Annotated in this window: 18 protein-coding genes and 1 pseudogene; 11 read left to right on the top strand and 8 right to left on the bottom strand. The window is 63.6% G+C overall.

What is annotated here, in order from left to right:
• Nucleotides 1–17: 17 nt before the first annotated feature.
• Nucleotides 18–602, top strand: coding sequence for a hypothetical protein (locus NEI07_RS11195; RefSeq protein WP_256034626.1), 585 nt, complete (start codon nucleotides 18–20; stop codon nucleotides 600–602).
• Between the two features lie 29 nt (nucleotides 603–631).
• Here the strand turns inward: NEI07_RS11195 and fabF are convergent, their stop codons facing one another.
• From fabF to fabG, 3 genes are all read right to left on the bottom strand, one after another.
• Complete coding sequence (gene fabF / locus NEI07_RS11190) at nucleotides 632–1,894, bottom strand: beta-ketoacyl-ACP synthase II (protein ID WP_256034608.1); 1,263 nt, start codon at nucleotides 1,892–1,894, stop codon at nucleotides 632–634.
• 93 nt (nucleotides 1,895–1,987) lie between these two features.
• Nucleotides 1,988–2,227 carry an acyl carrier protein gene (locus NEI07_RS11185; protein WP_014891668.1) on the bottom strand — a complete coding sequence of 80 codons (240 nt, stop codon included), beginning with the start codon at nucleotides 2,225–2,227 and terminating at the stop codon, nucleotides 1,988–1,990.
• Nucleotides 2,228–2,526: 299 nt separating this feature from the next.
• Entirely contained in the window at nucleotides 2,527–3,264 is a 738-nt protein-coding gene (gene fabG, locus NEI07_RS11180; RefSeq protein WP_256034605.1) for a 3-oxoacyl-[acyl-carrier-protein] reductase, read from the bottom strand.
• Nucleotides 3,265–3,687: 423 nt separating this feature from the next.
• Here fabG and NEI07_RS11175 point away from each other — a divergent pair, with 423 nt between their 5' ends.
• A complete protein-coding gene (locus NEI07_RS11175) occupies nucleotides 3,688–4,461 on the top strand; it encodes an outer membrane protein (RefSeq protein WP_256034604.1) in 774 nt (257 codons plus the stop codon).
• A gap of 103 nt (nucleotides 4,462–4,564) precedes the next feature.
• On the opposite strand, the gene fabD is transcribed toward NEI07_RS11175, so the two are convergent.
• Complete coding sequence (gene fabD / locus NEI07_RS11170) at nucleotides 4,565–5,521, bottom strand: ACP S-malonyltransferase (RefSeq protein WP_256034603.1); 957 nt, start codon at nucleotides 5,519–5,521, stop codon at nucleotides 4,565–4,567.
• Nucleotides 5,522–5,625: 104 nt separating this feature from the next.
• On the opposite strand from fabD, the gene NEI07_RS11165 reads away from it, so the two are divergent.
• The 3 genes from NEI07_RS11165 (at nucleotide 5,626) to NEI07_RS11155 (ending at nucleotide 6,904) form a co-directional block, all read left to right on the top strand.
• Entirely contained in the window at nucleotides 5,626–6,192 is a 567-nt protein-coding gene (locus tag NEI07_RS11165) for a nucleoside deaminase (RefSeq protein ID WP_256034602.1), read from the top strand.
• 71 nt (nucleotides 6,193–6,263) lie between these two features.
• Nucleotides 6,264–6,611 (top strand): type II toxin-antitoxin system RelE/ParE family toxin, encoded by a 348-nt coding sequence (locus NEI07_RS11160; protein ID WP_256034601.1) that lies wholly within the window; start codon nucleotides 6,264–6,266, stop codon nucleotides 6,609–6,611.
• A complete protein-coding gene (locus NEI07_RS11155; protein WP_256034599.1) occupies nucleotides 6,611–6,904 on the top strand; it encodes a helix-turn-helix domain-containing protein in 294 nt (97 codons plus the stop codon). Before NEI07_RS11160 ends, NEI07_RS11155 begins: the two co-directional genes overlap by 1 nt.
• A gap of 59 nt (nucleotides 6,905–6,963) precedes the next feature.
• Here NEI07_RS11155 and NEI07_RS11150 read toward each other — a convergent pair.
• The 3 genes and pseudogenes from NEI07_RS11150 to NEI07_RS11140 form a co-directional block, all read right to left on the bottom strand.
• Nucleotides 6,964–7,128 (bottom strand): annotated as a pseudogene (locus NEI07_RS11150) (transposase); the annotation flags it as partial.
• Nucleotides 7,129–7,161: 33 nt separating this feature from the next.
• Complete coding sequence (gene acs, locus NEI07_RS11145) at nucleotides 7,162–9,096, bottom strand: acetate--CoA ligase (RefSeq protein WP_256034598.1); 1,935 nt, start codon at nucleotides 9,094–9,096, stop codon at nucleotides 7,162–7,164.
• A 195-nt stretch (nucleotides 9,097–9,291) separates the two neighbouring features.
• Nucleotides 9,292–9,924 (bottom strand): Crp/Fnr family transcriptional regulator, encoded by a 633-nt coding sequence (locus NEI07_RS11140; RefSeq protein ID WP_256034597.1) that lies wholly within the window; start codon nucleotides 9,922–9,924, stop codon nucleotides 9,292–9,294.
• A 127-nt stretch (nucleotides 9,925–10,051) separates the two neighbouring features.
• Here NEI07_RS11140 and NEI07_RS11135 point away from each other — a divergent pair, with 127 nt between their 5' ends.
• The 6 genes from NEI07_RS11135 (at nucleotide 10,052) to NEI07_RS11110 (ending at nucleotide 15,763) form a co-directional block, all read left to right on the top strand.
• Nucleotides 10,052–10,570 carry a DUF2243 domain-containing protein gene (locus NEI07_RS11135; RefSeq protein WP_256034596.1) on the top strand — a complete coding sequence of 173 codons (519 nt, stop codon included), beginning with the start codon at nucleotides 10,052–10,054 and terminating at the stop codon, nucleotides 10,568–10,570.
• 87 nt (nucleotides 10,571–10,657) lie between these two features.
• Nucleotides 10,658–11,263 carry a 3-isopropylmalate dehydratase small subunit gene (leuD, locus tag NEI07_RS11130; RefSeq protein ID WP_256034595.1) on the top strand — a complete coding sequence of 202 codons (606 nt, stop codon included), beginning with the start codon at nucleotides 10,658–10,660 and terminating at the stop codon, nucleotides 11,261–11,263.
• A gap of 133 nt (nucleotides 11,264–11,396) precedes the next feature.
• Complete coding sequence (gene lptB, locus NEI07_RS11125) at nucleotides 11,397–12,389, top strand: LPS export ABC transporter ATP-binding protein (protein ID WP_256034594.1); 993 nt, start codon at nucleotides 11,397–11,399, stop codon at nucleotides 12,387–12,389.
• 346 nt (nucleotides 12,390–12,735) lie between these two features.
• Nucleotides 12,736–14,304, top strand: a complete 1,569-nt coding sequence (rpoN, locus tag NEI07_RS11120) for an RNA polymerase factor sigma-54 (protein ID WP_256034593.1) — start codon at nucleotides 12,736–12,738, stop codon at nucleotides 14,302–14,304.
• 251 nt (nucleotides 14,305–14,555) lie between these two features.
• Nucleotides 14,556–15,131 carry a ribosome hibernation-promoting factor, HPF/YfiA family gene (gene hpf, locus NEI07_RS11115; RefSeq protein ID WP_256034592.1) on the top strand — a complete coding sequence of 192 codons (576 nt, stop codon included), beginning with the start codon at nucleotides 14,556–14,558 and terminating at the stop codon, nucleotides 15,129–15,131.
• A gap of 167 nt (nucleotides 15,132–15,298) precedes the next feature.
• Nucleotides 15,299–15,763, top strand: a complete 465-nt coding sequence (locus NEI07_RS11110) for a PTS sugar transporter subunit IIA (protein ID WP_014891684.1) — start codon at nucleotides 15,299–15,301, stop codon at nucleotides 15,761–15,763.
• Between the two features lie 13 nt (nucleotides 15,764–15,776).
• Here the strand turns inward: NEI07_RS11110 and NEI07_RS11105 are convergent, their stop codons facing one another.
• On the bottom strand, nucleotides 15,777–16,055 hold the full coding sequence (locus tag NEI07_RS11105) for a con-10 family general stress protein (RefSeq protein ID WP_014891685.1): 279 nt from the start codon (nucleotides 16,053–16,055) through the stop codon (nucleotides 15,777–15,779).
• Nucleotides 16,056–16,096: the final 41 nt, after the last annotated feature.

The raw sequence follows: 16,096 nt of genomic DNA, 5'->3' as shown, positions 1-16,096 counted from the left end.
CGGCGCGCCGCCCGAATATGCCGCCAAGGAAGGCGCCCTCGGGCTTTTTCGCCGAGGTCTGGCCGGGCGGTTGGAGCGACGGCGCTTCAGTTTTCGCCGCCGGTGACGGCGGCGGCGCTGTCCAAGACGCGGGAGTTGGCGATGGTCCCGCCGGCGGCGGTGGAGACGGCTTGGCGGTTTCGACGGCAGGCGCAACGCCGCTTGGCGTAACCGCTGGGGCCGCCTGCGCGGGCGGCGGAGCGCTCGAAGGGGTCGGAGCCACGGGCGGCTGGGAAAGTGGCGATTCGGCCTTAGCCGCAGTGGGCGGCGAGCTTGGCGGTTCCGGCGCAGCCGCGACCATGGCCGGCTCTTTCACCAATGCGGCGTCGGGCGGCGAAACTTCCCTTGGCGGCGCGCCAGAGCGCTCGGCGGCCGAGGTCGGCTCGCCGGGCGGCGCCGCTGCAGCGTCAGTTGGTTTTCCGGGCGCGCCTTTTTCCTCCGCTTCGCTCATCGCTATACGCCCACCAAACGTCGAAGATCTCACGCCGATTATCGCCGAGGACTTACACTATGCCTCATTATGGCGAATTCAGGAAAGCGCCGTTCGCAGGCTTCGGCGCTGAGCGAGAATGCGCCGGATGAGCCGCCATGCTCAGGATGCGCGGCGAAACAGCAGCGAGGCGTTCGTGCCGCCAAAGCCGAACGAATTCGACAAAGCGATATTGATTTCCTTCTCACGGGCCTTGTGCGGCACGAGGTCGATCGCCGTTGCAACGGAGGGATTGTCGAGATTGCGCGTCGGCGGCGCGACATTCGCCTGCATCGCCAGGATCGAATAGATCGCTTCGACGGCGCCGGCGGCGCCGAGCAGATGGCCGATCGCCGATTTCGTCGACGACATGGCGAGCTTGGGTTCGACATTGCCGAGAAGGCGTTCGACGGCCTTGAGTTCGATCTCGTCGCCGAGCGGCGTCGACGTGCCATGCGCGTTTACGTAATCGATCTCGCTTACGGAAACGCCGGCGCGCTTTAGCGCCGCCTTCATGCAGCGATAGGCGCCGTCGCCGTCGGGCGACGGGGCGGTGATGTGATAGGCGTCGCCCGACATGCCGTAGCCGATAAGTTCGGCGTAGATTTTCGCGCCGCGCGCCTTGGCGTGCTCATATTCCTCGAGCACCACGCAGCCGGCGCCTTCGCCCAGCACGAAGCCGTCGCGGTCCTTGTCATAGGGCCGGGAGGCGGCTTCAGGACGATCGTTGAACCCGGTCGACAGCGCGCGGCAGGCGGCGAAGCCAGCGACGCCAATGCGATTGACGGGCGATTCGGCGCCGCCGGCGACCATCACGTCGGCGTCGCCCATCGCGATGATGCGCCCCGCGTCGCCGATGGCGTGCGTGCCGGTGGCGCAGGCCGTCACCACCGCATGATTCGGGCCCTTCAGGCCATGCATGATGGAGACATAGCCTGCCACGAGATTGATGATTCTGCCCGAGACGAAGAACGGCGACACGCGGCGCGGTCCCTTCTCCCTCAGCGTGACGGAGGTTTCATAAATGCCGCCGAGGCCGCCGATGCCAGAGCCGATCAGAACGCCGGTCGATTCCTGCTTCTCCGGGGTGTCGGCCACCCAGCCGGAGTCTTTTAGCGCCTGCGTCGCGGCGCTCGCGCCATAGATGATGAAATCATCGACCTTGCGCTGCTCTTTGGGATCGAACCAGTCGTCAGGATTGAACGTGCCGTCCGCGCCGTCGCCGCGCGGCACGACCGCCGCGATCTGACATGCGAGGTCGGAGGCCTCGAATGTGTCGATACGTTTGAAGCCGCATTCTCCGGCGGCGAGACGGCGCCAATTGACGTCAACGCCGCAGCCCAAAGGAGATACGACGCCAAGACCGGTGACGACCACCCTGCGCATGGCTCTACTCTCGAACTTTTTCTTGTTGTCGGAATGGCGGCGTCGGCGAAGCCTCGCGAGAGGGTTCGCCGCGCGCTTGGATCGTTTAGTTCCTTAGGCGGCCTTCGCCTTTTCGAGGAACTTCACCGCATCGCCCACAGTGAGAATCGTCTCGGCGGCGTCGTCGGGAATCTCGACGCCGAATTCTTCCTCGAAAGCCATGACGAGTTCGACGGTATCGAGCGAATCGGCTCCCAGATCGTCGATGAAATTGGCTTTGTCGACGACCTTGTCGGCTTCGACGCCGAGATGCTCGACAACAATCTTTTTCACGCGCTCGGCGACATCGCTCATCTTCTTTGATCCCTGTCTGCGTTTGGCGCCTTACGCGCCGTATGGCGATTGAGAGCAGGCCTGCTGGCGCGCTCCATGATCGCCCTTCATCTCTTTAACCTGCAATCGCGCGCCGATTGTCCCTGATGTGTGCGAGACGCGTTGCGGCTTGCTCCACCGGGTTTAAATCGCGGCGACGCCGCCCCTCAGCGGCGAGGTCTGGTAGCATACTTCCCTGGGCATGGCGAGAGGCGCCCCCGCGTTCTCGCGGACGCGGCGAAAGGTCGCCGCAGACGGGTTTTTCCAGGGATTCGCCTCTCCTAGATCATCGCCATGCCGCCGTTGACATGCAGGGTCTGCCCGGTGACATAGGCCGCCTCGGCGCTGGCGAGATAGACGCAGGCCGCGGCCACATCCGCGCCGGTCCCGAGCCTTCCCGTGGGCACCATGCGCAGGATCGCCTCCTTCTGCCCCTCCGTCAGCGCGTCGGTCATCGGGCTTTCGATGAAGCCTGGCGCGACGCAGTTGACCGTCACGCCGCGCGAGGCGACCTCGGCGGCCAGCGACTTCGACATGCCGATCATGCCGGCCTTGGCGGCGGCGTAATTGCCCTGCCCGGGATTGCCGGTCACGCCGACGACCGAAGTGATCTGGATGATTCGGCCGAAGCGCTTTTTCATCATACCGCGCAGCGCCGCGCGCGACAGGCGAAAGGCCGACGTCAGATTGACGTTGATGACGGCGTCCCAGTCCTCGTCCTTGAGGCGCATGAACAACATGTCGCGGGTGATGCCGGCGTTATTGACGAGAATGTCCAGACCGCCCATCGCCGCCTCCGCCGCCGGCACGAGTTTCTCGGTCTCGTCCTTTTGCGAAAGATTGCAGGGGAGAATGTGCGTGCGGCCGTTCAATTCGCCGGCAAGCGCCTCGAGCGCCTCTTTCCTCGTGCCGGAAAGCGCCACGGTCGCGCCGGCGGCGTGAAGCGCGCGCGCGATCGCCGCGCCGATTCCGCCGCTCGCGCCCGTGACCAGCGCAGTCTTGCCGTTAAGATCAAACATATTCCCCCCTCTTCCCTCGCGTCGATGGCGCGAGCTTTATAGCTCAGTTCGCGGGAGTGGCCTTTTTTCAGCCGCGGTTCAACTTCAAACGACCGGCTCCACGACGGCGGACGCCGCCGATGCTCGGTCGGATTGCGAGAAAGTGGGCGCCGGCCCGGCTTCGTTTCGCAAGCGACGGATTCAAGACTGAATTGCTGAAACGACGCATCGGAATCGGCCTCAAATTTCATTGTGGCGCAACTGCAACAGTCGAAATCTTTTGGGTCTTTTGGGCCCGATTTTACCTTCTGTTTGTTGTTTCCCACGCGAAATTTGCGCACAGTCCGCCGTGCTTGGGGGTCAGCGTCCTTAAACGTCCGAGAGAGTCACGGGACTGACGCGCACCTATTAATTTGAGTTGGCTCGAAAATGAAGGATAGAGAGATGAAGACAGCGATCTCGGCCCTGGCTCTGGCGACGGCGCTTTTCGCCGGCGCCGCGAACGCCGCCGATCTACCCTCCCACAAGGCTCCTCCGCCGTACATCCCCCCGCCGCCGATCATGACCTGGACCGGGTTCTACGCCGGTCTTAACCTCGGCGGTGGCTTCTACGCCTCCAACTCGTCCAACCAGGGCTGGAATTGGGGCTGGAACAACGGCAACAACAGCACCGGCGGTGTCATCGGCGGCGGTCAGCTCGGCTATAACTTCCAGGTTACGCCGATGTTCGTCGTCGGCGTTGAGACCGACTTCCAGGGCACCAGCCTTGGTTCCGGCGGCAACAACAACAACTGGTGGTTGTTTGGCGGCGGTTTCGGCGGCGGCGGCGCCACGGCGCGCCTGAACTGGTTCGGCACCGTTCGCGGCCGCGTCGGCATCACCCTGCTGAGCCCGCAACTGCTGGTCTACGGCACGGGCGGCTTCGCCTATGGCGAAGTGCAGCGCAATGGCTGGTGGAACCAGAACAGCGCCGTGCAGACGGGCTGGACCGCTGGCGGCGGCGCCGAGTGGATGTTCTTCCCGAACTGGTCCGCCAAGGTCGAGTATCTGTATACGCAGATCAGCGGCACCGGGAACAACAACAACTGGCTGTGGGCGTTCAACCCGGGTTGGGGCCTCAACAGCACCAACAACCGCACGCGCTTCCACACGATCCGCGCGGGCATCAACTACCACTTCAACTTCGGCTCTCCGGCGCCGGTGTTGGCCAAGTACTAATCCAAGTACTAATCCTACCGATCGGCCTTACGGTCGAGAGAATGGGCCCGGTCCTCGCGACCGGGCCTTTTCTTTTGGCGCTTCCGTTTCTCTTCCCGCGCCTCTACGCGAAGCCGCGATAGGCGCGATAGGCGTCGAAATCGGCGGGCGCGCCCACCGAAATGCCCGCGGCCTGCGGCGCGATCCGCTTCAATAGTCCCGCGAGAACCTTGCCCGAGCCGCATTCGACGAACTTCGTCGCGCCGTGACTTGCCATATAGGCCACGCATTCGCGCCAGCGCACCGCGCCGGTGACCTGCTCGACAAGCAGTCGGCGAATCGCCTCCGGATCTCGCGTCGGCTCCGCGGTCACATTGGCGACGACCGGAACGCATGGGGCGCTGATCGCCGCGCCGGCGAGCGCCTCGCGCATGGCGTCGGCGGCGGGCTGCATCAAGGCGCAATGGAAGGGCGCGGAGACCGGCAGCAGCACCGCGCGCTTGATTCCCTTCTCCTTGGCGATGTCGATCGCCTTGTCGACGGCAGCCTTGGCGCCGGAAAGCACCACCTGGCCGCCGCCATTGTCATTGGCGACCTGACAGACGCCGTTCGCGGCCGTCGCCGCCTCCGCAGCGATGGCGCGCGCCTGATCGAGCTCGGCGCCGAGCAGCGCCGCCATGGCGCCTTCTCCGACAGGGACCGCCTTCTGCATGGCGTCGCCGCGAATGCGTAAGAGCCGCGCCGTGTCGGAAATCGTCAGCGCGCCGGCGGCCGCGAGAGCGGAATATTCTCCCAGCGAATGTCCGGCGACGAAGGCCGCGTCGCGCGAAAGATCGAGGCCGCATTCGGCCTCCAGCGCGCGAATCGTCGCGAGCGAAACCGCCATCAGCGCCGGCTGGGCGTTGGCGGTGAGCGTCAACTCCGATTCAGGGCCCTCGAACATAAGTTTTGAGAGCGGCTGCGACAGCGCGTCGTCGATCTCGGTGAAAACCGCGCGCGCGGGCTCGAAGGCGTCGAACAGCGCCTTGCCCATGCCGACCGCCTGAGACCCCTGACCGGGAAAAATGAATGCCTTCACCATGCGCAACCGTCCCTGCCTATTATTGTTTGCGTCGCCGCGTGTGGCGCCGGGGGGTTCGCTGTGTCAAGTTGGCGCTGAATTTTGGAAGCGCGGCGGGGCTGGAGATGAACCATAAGACATGCGGCTGCGGCGCCGGCCGTTTCAATCGGCGCGCCGCGCTGGCGACGATGGGCGTCGGCCTCGCGAGTGTATTTGGCGCCACGCCGGCGCAGGCGCATGCGAAGCGCTCCGCCGTCCGACCGGAAGACGAAGGCTTCATGCGGATGGCGATCGCGGAAGCCGCCAAGGGCGACTTTCCCTTTGGCGCCGTGATCGTGCGCGACGGCAAGGTCGTCTCGACAGGACGCAATCTCGGCGTCACCCACAATGATCCGACCGCGCATGGCGAGATGGTGGCGATCCGCCGCTTCGTCGCCGACAATCCGGCCAAGGATCTCAAAGGCGCGACGCTTTACACGTCGGGCGAGCCCTGCCCGATGTGCATGGGCGCGATCGTCTGGTGCGGGATGGGACGCGTCGTCTATGCGGCGTCGATCGAGCAATTATCGAAGAAGCTCGGCCAGATCATGATCACGAGCCGCGCCGTGGCCGAAGCCGCGCCCTTTCTGACGGTCGAGATCACCGGCGGCGTTCTGGCGCCGGAAGCGCTGGCGCTGTTTGATAAGAAATGAGCGCCGATATGGCCTCGAACTTTCGTTTACGGCCCTTGCTAAATCGTGCCATTAATGACACATAGAGCCAAATGATCGACCGAAGCAAAAAGCTTCCGGCGCGATTCTATTTGAGCCCTTCGGGCGGCAATCCCGTTCGCGAATGGATTCTCGAATTATCCGAAGCCGATCGTCACACGATCGGCAAGGATATTCAAAAAGTCGAGTTCGGATGGCCGATCGGACGACCGCATTGCGCGCCTCTTGGCCAGGGATTGTGGGAGGTGCGCAGCACGCTTCAGGGAAACCGAATTGCGCGGGTGATTTTTTGCATGGGTGAGGGCCAAATGATTCTTCTGCATGCCTTCATCAAGAAAACGCAGAAAACGCCGCAGGCGGATATCGATCTTGCGCTCAAGCGCAAAGGCGAGGTGACATAATGGCCACAAAGCGCAAAGCCGGCGTGAGCGAAGAGACCTTCGACGATTTCCTTGCAAGCCAGGGCATGTTGGAATCCTGCGAGGATCGCGCCATCAAGGAAATCATTGCGGAGCAGCTTGCCGCCGCCATGGCGGAACAGGGCATCACCAAGATGGAAATGGCGGCGCGTATGAAAACGAGCCGCAGACAACTCGATCGGCTTCTCGATCCTTCGATCCCCTCGGTGACGCTCGACACGCTGCGCCGTGCCGCGAGCGCCGTTGGGAGAAGGCTGCGGGTTGAATTGATGTGACGACCACGCGTGACTCGCGTCGTGCATGACTGCGCGTCAGATGGAAATAGCGCCAGACTCATCGTGGTGTACGTCCCGTAGGCCGCCGGGCAATCCTTCCAGCGCCCGCCCGAACGCAGCATGTGCATGATGCCCGAGATCACCCGCCGGTCATCCACGCGCCGCGCTCCTCGACGGCCACGCGGCAGATGCGGCTGGATCGCTTCCCACTCCGATAGGCGAATTTTCCAGAGGCGAAAGCTTCACGCAAACGCCAACTACCTCCTCGGCCTCTCCCTTACCAACTCCTCAACCACCCCCGGGTCCGCCAGCGTCGACGTGTCCCCCAGCGCGCCAAATTCCCCTTCGGCGATCTTGCGCAGGATGCGCCGCATGATCTTGCCCGAGCGGGTCTTCGGCAGTCCCGGCGCGAATTGCACGATGTCGGGCGTGGCGATCGGCCCAATCTCGTGGCGCACCCAATGCACGAGTTCCTTGCGCAGATGTTCGCTGGCCGCGACGCCCTGATTGAGCGTGACGAAGGCATAGATGCCCTGCCCCTTGATGTCGTGCGGATAGCCGACGACGGCCGCTTCCGACACTTTCTCATGCGCGACGAGCGCGCTTTCGACTTCCGCCGTGCCGAGGCGATGGCCCGAGACATTGATGACGTCGTCGACGCGCCCCGTGATCCAGTAATCGCCATCAGAATCGCGCTTGGCGCCGTCGCCGGTGAAATATTTGCCTGGGAAAGCGGAGAAATAAGTCTGCGCGAAACGCTCATGATCGCCATAGACGGTGCGCATCTGCCCCGGCCATGAATCGGCGATGACGAGCAGCCCTTCACATTGGCCTTCAAGAACATTGCCGGCCTGATCGACGATCTCGGGCGCGACGCCGAAGAAGGGCCGCGTCGCCGAGCCGGGCTTCAAATCGATCGCGCCCGGCAGCGGCGAGATCAGCACGCCGCCGGTCTCCGTCTGCCACCATGTGTCGACGATGGGACAGCGGCCCTCGCCGACAACGCGGTGATACCATTCCCACGCTTCCGGGTTGATCGGCTCGCCAACGGAGCCGAGCAGACGCAGCGACTTGCGGCTGGTCTTTTTGACGGGCGCTTCGCCGGCGGCCATCAGCGCGCGAATGGCGGTCGGCGCCGTGTAGAAAATATCGACCTTATGCTTGTCGACGATCTCCCAGAAGCGCGACACGCTCGGATAATTCGGCACGCCTTCGAACATCAACGTCGTCGCGCCATTGGCGAGCGGGCCGTAAAGAATATAGCTGTGGCCGGTCACCCAGCCCACATCCGCCGTGCACCAATAGACGTCGCCCTCGCGATAGTCGAAGACGAGTTCATGCGTGAGTGATGTGTAGACGAGATAGCCGCCGGTCGTATGCAGCGCGCCCTTCGGCTTGCCGGTCGAGCCGGACGTGTAGAGGATGAACAGCGGGTCTTCGGCGTCCATCTCCGCATAGGGACAATCGGCGGAAACGCGCGCGGCTTCTTCCTCGTAGCGGAAGTCGCGGCCGGGCTGCATGTCGATTTCGCCGCCGGTGCGCGTCACGACGATCACCGTCTTCGCGGAAACCTTGTCGAGCGCCGCGTCGACATTGGCTTTCAGCGGAATTTTCTTGCCGCCGCGCTGGCCTTCGTCCGCCGTGACGATGACCTCCGATTCCGCGTCCGCGATGCGCCCCGCGAGCGAATCGGGCGAGAAGCCGCCGAAGACCACCGAATGAATGGCGCCAATCCGCGCGCAAGCGAGCATGGCGAAGGCGGCCTCGGGAATCATCGGCAGATAGATGGTGACGCGGTCGCCTTTCTTGACGCCGTGTTTCTTGAGCACATTGGCGAAACGGCAGACGTGCTCATGCAGTTCGGCGTAAGTGATATGGCGCGAGACCGAAGGATCGTCGCCTTCCCAGATGATCGCGGTTTGATGCGCGCGCGCCGGCAGATGCCGGTCGATGCAATTCATCGCGACATTGGTCGTGCCGCCCTCAAACCAGCGTATCGAGACATTATGCGTGTCGAAGCTGGTGCGCTTCACTTTCGCAAAGGGCGTGATCCAGTCGATGCGCTGCGCCTGTTCGGCCCAGAAGCCGTCGGGGTCTTTGATGGAGCGTTCGTAGAGCCGGCGATAGGTCTCTTGGTCGATGCGCGCGCGCTTTTTCCAATCGTCCGGGACGGGGTAGAGTTTTTGCGACATTATTGTTCTGACGCCCTCGAATTCGTCATGGCCGGGCTTGACCCGGCCATCCACGCCGTGATGCTGCGTAATCCCTGGTCAGTGAAGCGTATTACAGCCTTTCAAGCAGAGCCGATACGTCTCCGTGGATGCCCGCGACAAGCGCGGGCATGACGCGTAACTGAGGGAGCCAGTCGCTTCGCTGTGCAATGACGCTCATCCTTTGCGGGCGCGGGCGAGCTCCACATTATGCTGCATGCGCTGAACCATCAGCCGCATCAGGTAAAAGCCGAATTGCGGAGTCTGCGCCGCGAGCTGCAAGAGATCGTCATAGCGCACGCAGAGAAGCTCGACGTCGGTCGCGGCGACTGCGGTGGCGGTGCGGCGATTTTCATTGGTGAACATGCCCATCTCGCCAAACAGCGTTCCGGGCCTCAACGTGACGTCGGGCTCGCGCAGATGGATCTCGCCCCGCACCAACAGATAGGCTTCCTCGGAGAGATCGCCGATGCGATGCAGGACGAAGCCTTCGGAAAGCTTTACGGGCCGCATATAGGGACGCAGCCATTCGAAATCGAAATCCTCGGAGGCGGCGGCGCGAATGTCCTGGACGAGGCGGCGGATCTGTCGGAGCCGCACGATGTTGACCGGGACCAGAAAGGCGTTGAGCGCGAAGAGCGGGTAGAGACCCTTGAGAAAGAAGTAGGCGGCGAACAGCGCATTGGCCAGGATCGCCGCGATCCGCAGCGGGATCATGGTGTTCGACACATAAACGAACACGCTCGCCGCAGCGGCGAGATAGCCGATGACTTCGATAAGCAGACCGTTCAGCGTCGTGGGCAGCGTCATGGCGAGATCGCTCGGACTTCAGCTTCGCCCAACACCTTTAGCAGAAGACTTTGTAAAAATGCGAGGGCCGGAACACGTCCCCGCCCCCGGCGTTGCAAAGGTCTATGGGCGAGGAGTGGGAATCGCCATGACGCAGTCAGCCAGCATTCGCCCCGTCCGCGCCCGGGCTGCTTTTCCGACCGCCGCCGCGATCATTCTTGGCGTGGGCCTTGGCGTTTTCTTCGACGGCATCGTTCTGCATCAACTCTTGCAGTGGCATCATTTGGTCAGCAACTGGCGCCCCGCCGGGACTGTCGAGGGCATGGAGTTCAACACCTACTGGGACGGAATCTTGCACAGTTTCGCTTATGTCTGCGTCGCCGTGGGCCTCTTCCTTTTGTGGCGGGCCTCACGCCGCGCGGGCGGCATGATGTGGTCCGGCCGGCGCCTGGCGGGCGCGCTGCTGATCGGCTGGGGCGGATTCAACCTCTACGATGGCGTCATTAACCATCTTGTCCTCGGCATCCATCATGTGAATGAACGGGTCGATCGCGCCCAGTGGCCGATCTATGACGCGGGCTTCATCATCTGGGGCGCCGCGATGTTGCTGATCGGCTTTCTGCTTCTGCGCGGTTCGAGGCGGGAGGTGGCGCCGCAGGAGGTTTGAGCCGCGCCTCATCCGTTTGGCGCTTTGCCCTTGCGGCGGCGATTTGGTAAAGGGCGGGAGACTTCCTCGCGCCACACCGAAAGAAACATGGACAAATTCACCACGCTGACGGGCGTCGCGGCGCCGTTGCCGATCATGAACGTCGATACGGACATGATCATCCCCAAGCAATATCTCAAAACCATTCAGCGCACTGGCCTCGGCAAGGGCCTCTTTTCGGAGATGCGCTATCTCGACGACGGTTCCGACAATCCCGACTTCGTCCTGAATCAGCCGGCCTACCGCAACGCCCGCATCCTCGTCGCCGGCGATAATTTCGGCTGCGGCTCGTCGCGCGAGCACGCGCCCTGGGCGCTGCTCGACTTCGGGATCCGCTGCATCATTTCGACGAGCTTCGCCGATATTTTCTATAACAATTGCTTCAAGAACGGGATCTTGCCGATCGCCGTCAGCGAGGCCGAGCTCGACAGGCTGATGGACGACGCCAAGCGCGGCGCGAACGCCACCCTCACCGTCGACCTCGCGGCGCAGGAGATCCGCGGGCCGGACGGCGGCGTGATCACATTCGACATCGACCCCTTCCGCAAGCACTGCCTGCTGAATGGTCTCGACGACATTGGGCTCACGCTCCAGAAAGCCGACAAGATCGACGCCTATGAAAAGCAGGCTGCGGCGAAGCGCCCTTGGGCCTGACAGCAACATTGACGCCGCCGCGCGGCGCCGGGTTCATGTTTCCGAAGCGGCGGTTATGGGATAGAGCACCCCTGACGGGGCGGCGAGCGTCGCTTCCAACCGCTGGACGCCCAGAGCGACGGACAAGGCGCGCTTGAGTTATCTTTCGGCCCTTTCCATGCGTTTTCGCGCCGCCGGCCAGTCGCTGGCGCGGCTCGCTAACGGCGTCAGGCGTTCGCGAAAGCCCGACGAGATCGCGGAAGGCCAATGGCGTGACGCCGGCGCCCAAAACTTAGGCGCCGATTCCGACGAGGCGGCGCTCGACGCCAACTTCTGGGGACCCGCGCCGACGAACGCACAAGCCGAACCGCTATCGGCCTTCGAGCCGAGCTCCGCCTATCGGGAACCCGCCGGATTCGACGGCCAGGGTCTGCTTTCGATCCATAATCTGGCGAAGTCCTACAAAGCGCGCCGCGTCGTCGAAGACGTGAGCCTGCATGTGGCGCGGGGCGAGGCGGTCGGGCTGCTGGGTCCCAACGGCGCCGGCAAGACCACAGTTTTTTACATGATCACCGGGCTGGTGAAGCCCGACAAGGGCGTCATCTCGCTCGACGGCTATGATGTGACGCCGCTGCCGATGTATCGCCGCGCGCGGCTTGGAATCGGCTATCTGCCGCAGGAGGCGTCGGTGTTCCGGGGCCTCTCGGTGGAGGACAATATCCGCGCCGTGCTCGAAATCACCCAGCCCGACGCCAAGAAGCGCGAGGAGGAGCTGGAGGCGCTGCTCGAAGAGTTCCGCCTCACCCGCATGCGCCACACGCCCGCCGTGGCGCTTTCCGGCGGCGAACGGCGTCGCTGCGAGATCGCCCGCGCGCTCGCCGGCCACCCGTCCTTCATGCTGCTCGACGAGCCCTTCGCCGGCATTGATCCAATTGCGGTCGGCGGCATTCAGGACCTCGTGCGGCATTTGAAAGCGCGCGGCATCGGCGTGCTCATCACCGACCATAGCGTTCGCGAGACTTTGGGCCTCACCGACCGCGCCTACATCATCTACAACGGCCATGTGCTGACCGAAGGAACGCCCGACGAAATCGTCGCCAATCCGGACGTTCGGCGCATCTACCTTGGTGAAGATTTCCGCATGTAGCGCTGCAGGCGCCGTTTCTTAAGAGACGGCAGGGCGCCTTTTAGCGCTGCGGCAAAGGGCGCTTTCGCTGCCGCTGTCGGGCTGGCGAGTTCAAGCTTTTTCGCGCGGCGGCGAAGCCCCGTCGTGCAGCGCCAAGGTCGCGTTCTCGGCGACCCGACGGACGTTCTCGCCCGTTGCCCGTTCGGGAGAGGCAAGTCTTCGCGCTCGACAAATTGGTGATTAAGGCTTGGGCGTTTTGCTCGGCGGCGCGCTGCTTTTTTGGCCCTGCGCGCGCTGGTCCAAAGTGATATAAGCAAGAACCGGGCCGCACAGCGGCGGCCGATGCGTTTCGAGTGGGCCGAGCGAAATGGCGATTTCCACCAAGTTGATGATGCGTCAGGGCCAAGCCCTGGTGATGACGCCGCAGCTGCTCCAGGCGATCAAGCTGCTGCAGTTCTCCAATTTGGAGCTTGCCGCCTTTTTGCATGATGAGCTCGAGCGCAATCCGCTGCTGGAAGCGCAGGAAGGCGACGGCGGCGTCGACGCGGCCGATCATTCTTCGCAGGGCGCGGAGTCGGGCGGCGCAGAGGCCTATGAAGGGCCGCAGGAGGGCGACTGGGCGCAGCAGGATCTCGCCGTCGACTCGGCGACGCTCTCCGCCGATCTTGGCGCCGACATGAGCAACGCTTTTGAGGCCGAGGGTCCTTCGATCGGGGAGCGGGCGCGGGATGAGGCCCCCGACGGCGCCGGCCTTTCGGCGACCTCCTGGAACGGCGCCGCCGGCGGCGGGTCGGCCGACGGCGAAGCGCCCAATCTCGAAGCCTATATCGCCGACCGGCAGAATCTCCACGAACATCTCGCCGAACAGCTGGCGCTCGCCTGTCCAGATCCGCGGCATAGAATCATCGGCCAGGCGATTATCGATGCGATCGATGACAGCGGCTATCTGCGAGAGGACCTTGGCGAGATCGCCGCCCGTCTCGAGGCGGACAGGGCGGAGGCCGAGCGCGTTCTCGCGACGATCCAGACCTTCGACCCTTCGGGCGTCGGCGCGCGCGATCTGGCGGAATGCCTCGCGATCCAGCTCAAGGAGCGCGACCGTTACGATCCGGCGATGCAAGCGTTCGTCGCCAATCTCCCGCTCGTCGCGCGCCGCGATTTTGCGCAACTCGCCAAGCTGTGCGGCGTCGACGACGAAGACGTCGCCGACATGGCGGCGGAGCTGCGCCGGTTGGAGCCAAAGCCCGGCCGAGCATTTGGCGGCGCCCCCATTCAGCCGCTCGTCGCCGATGTCATTGTTCGCGCCGCCGCGGACGGCGCCTGGCATGTGGAGCTCAACGCCGACGCGCTGCCGCGCGTATTGGTCAATCACAGCTATGCGGCGCAGGTCAGCGCCGTCGCCACCGGCCCCGCGGACAAAAGCTTCATTTCGAGCTGCCTGCAGAACGCCAACTGGTTGACCAAGAGTCTCGAGCAGCGGGCCCGCACCATTCTGCGCGTCGCTTCTGAAATCGTGAGGTTGCAGGACGCCTTCCTCACACATGGCGTCGAACATCTGCGGCCGCTGAACCTGCGCACGGTCGCCGATGCGATCGGCATGCATGAGTCGACGGTCTCGCGGGTGACGTCGAACAAATATATGATGACGCCGCGTGGCGTCTTCGAGCTCAAATATTTCTTCTCCGCGTCGATCGCCACGACGAGCGGCGCCGCCGCGCATTCGGCCGAGGCGGTGCGCTTTCGCATCAAGCAGATGATTGATCGGGAAACGCCCGACGGCATCCTGTCGGACGACGCCATCGTCGAACGGCTGAAGGCGAGCGACATTGAAATCGCCCGGCGCACGGTTGCGAAATACCGCGACAGTTTGCGCATTCCATCCTCGGTCGATCGCCGCCGTGCCAAGCTTGCGCAGGCGCGCATGACCACCAATTAATTGTCCTATGTCGCCTGAGGCTTGAAGCTTCGCCGTGGGTGAAGACTCCATTGACTTCGCGCGTCGAGGCTTCTAACGCTGCGCGGAATTTCCGCTCTTTGGCTAGATGGCGGGCGATTCGCTGACCCTTCAGGCGGAGTTCCAGGGCGGATGGGGGCGCGTTGGCGGTGGGTCTGACGGCGGCGCGGCAGTCGCGCGGCGGGCTCTTTCCGCGCCGAAACTTCGCTCGCAACGAAAGTTCGGATTGCAAAATGTCTCTTAGGGTTTCCGGCAAGAACATCAACATCGGCGAAGCGCTTCGGGCTCATGTGACGCAGAGGCTGGAGACGGCGGCGGCGAAGTATTTTGACGGCCGAGTCAGCGGCCACGTCACCATCTCGCCGGAGGGCTCGGGCTTTCGAGCCGACTGCAGCCTGCATCTCGCCTCCGGAATTGTGCTGCAGGCCGACGGCCGCGCACAGGAGCCTTACGCCTCCTTCGATCAGGCGGCCGAGCGCATCGAAAAGCGCCTGCGCCGCTACAAGAGCAGGCTCAAGAGCCATCACGGCGATGGCGCTCAGGCCGAGGTCGTCGCCTATCACGTGCTCGAGGCGCCGGATCAGGAAAATGAGGCGGCGGCGGAGTTCAGCCCCGCCATCATCGCCGAATCCACCACGCAATTGCGCCGGCTGTCGGTTTCGGCGGCGGTTCTCGACCTCGATCTCACGGGCGCGCCCGTCGTGGTCTTCCGGCACGCCAACACCGGCCGTGTGAATGTCGTCTATCGACGCGGCGACGAAAATATCGGCTGGATCGACACCCCCGAGTCGCAAGGCGACGCGCACTGAGGCAAAAACGTCGTGGGACGGCCATAATAACGGCCTCCTCGGCACGTATCTTGCCATTTTCCCACGTCCCTTCGGGTTTGGCGAAAATAGCGAGACGTTGAAATTTCAAGGATGGTCTGCGCCTTCGGCGGCCCTAGACCTCCCGTGAGAAGCAGGATGATCGTCGCATGCGGCCAACGGACTTGGTTTCGCCGGATTCAGTTTGCGCCTCGCTGAAGGCGACGACGAAGAAGCATCTTCTCCAGGAACTCAGCGAGAAGGCCGCGAAGATTTGCGGGCTTCCCGCGCGCGAGATCTTCGATGCGCTTCTTCACCGCGAGCGGCTGGGCTCGACGGGAATTGGCGAAGGCATCGCCATTCCACATGGCAAGCTTGCGAAATTGAAGGGGATTTACGGGGTGTTCGGCCGTCTTGACCGGCCTGTCGACTTCGGGTCTCTTGACGGCGCGCCGGTCGATCTCGTGTTCATGATCCTCACGCCCGAGAGTTCGGGCGCCGATCATCTCAAGGCGCTTGCCTGCGCGGCCCGGATGCTGAGGGAGCAGGGGCTCGTGGCGACGCTACGCGGGACGCGCGACGACGACGCGCTGTATTCGCTGATCGCGCAGCGCTCGAAGCCGTTTGCGGCATAAATTGCGCCGCTCCTTAGAGCGGCGCGCTGCGTTTTTGGGCGCCGCCTCCGTGCGAGGCGTGTCCGCCTTTGCGGCCGGCTTCCGAAGCGAGCGCATGGTCGCGCGAGAAGCTCCGCTTGGCCGGATTCACGCTTTGACCGCCCTTGCGCCCTGCCCGGGCCGCAAGATCGGGGTTCTGCGAGAAACTTCGTTTCTCGTCAGGAACGCTCTGGCCGCCCTTGCGTGCGATGGCCCGCTGCTTTTCGGGATCCATTGACGCAAAACCGCGACTGGATTTTTTATTCTCCTCCATGGGCCGCCTCACAAAGTTCCCCCAGCGCCTTCGGCTATAAC

This window comes from Methylocystis suflitae (assembly GCF_024448135.1).
GTDB lineage: Bacteria > Pseudomonadota > Alphaproteobacteria > Rhizobiales > Beijerinckiaceae > Methylocystis > Methylocystis suflitae.
This window is presented reverse-complemented; position numbering and strand designations above follow the sequence as displayed.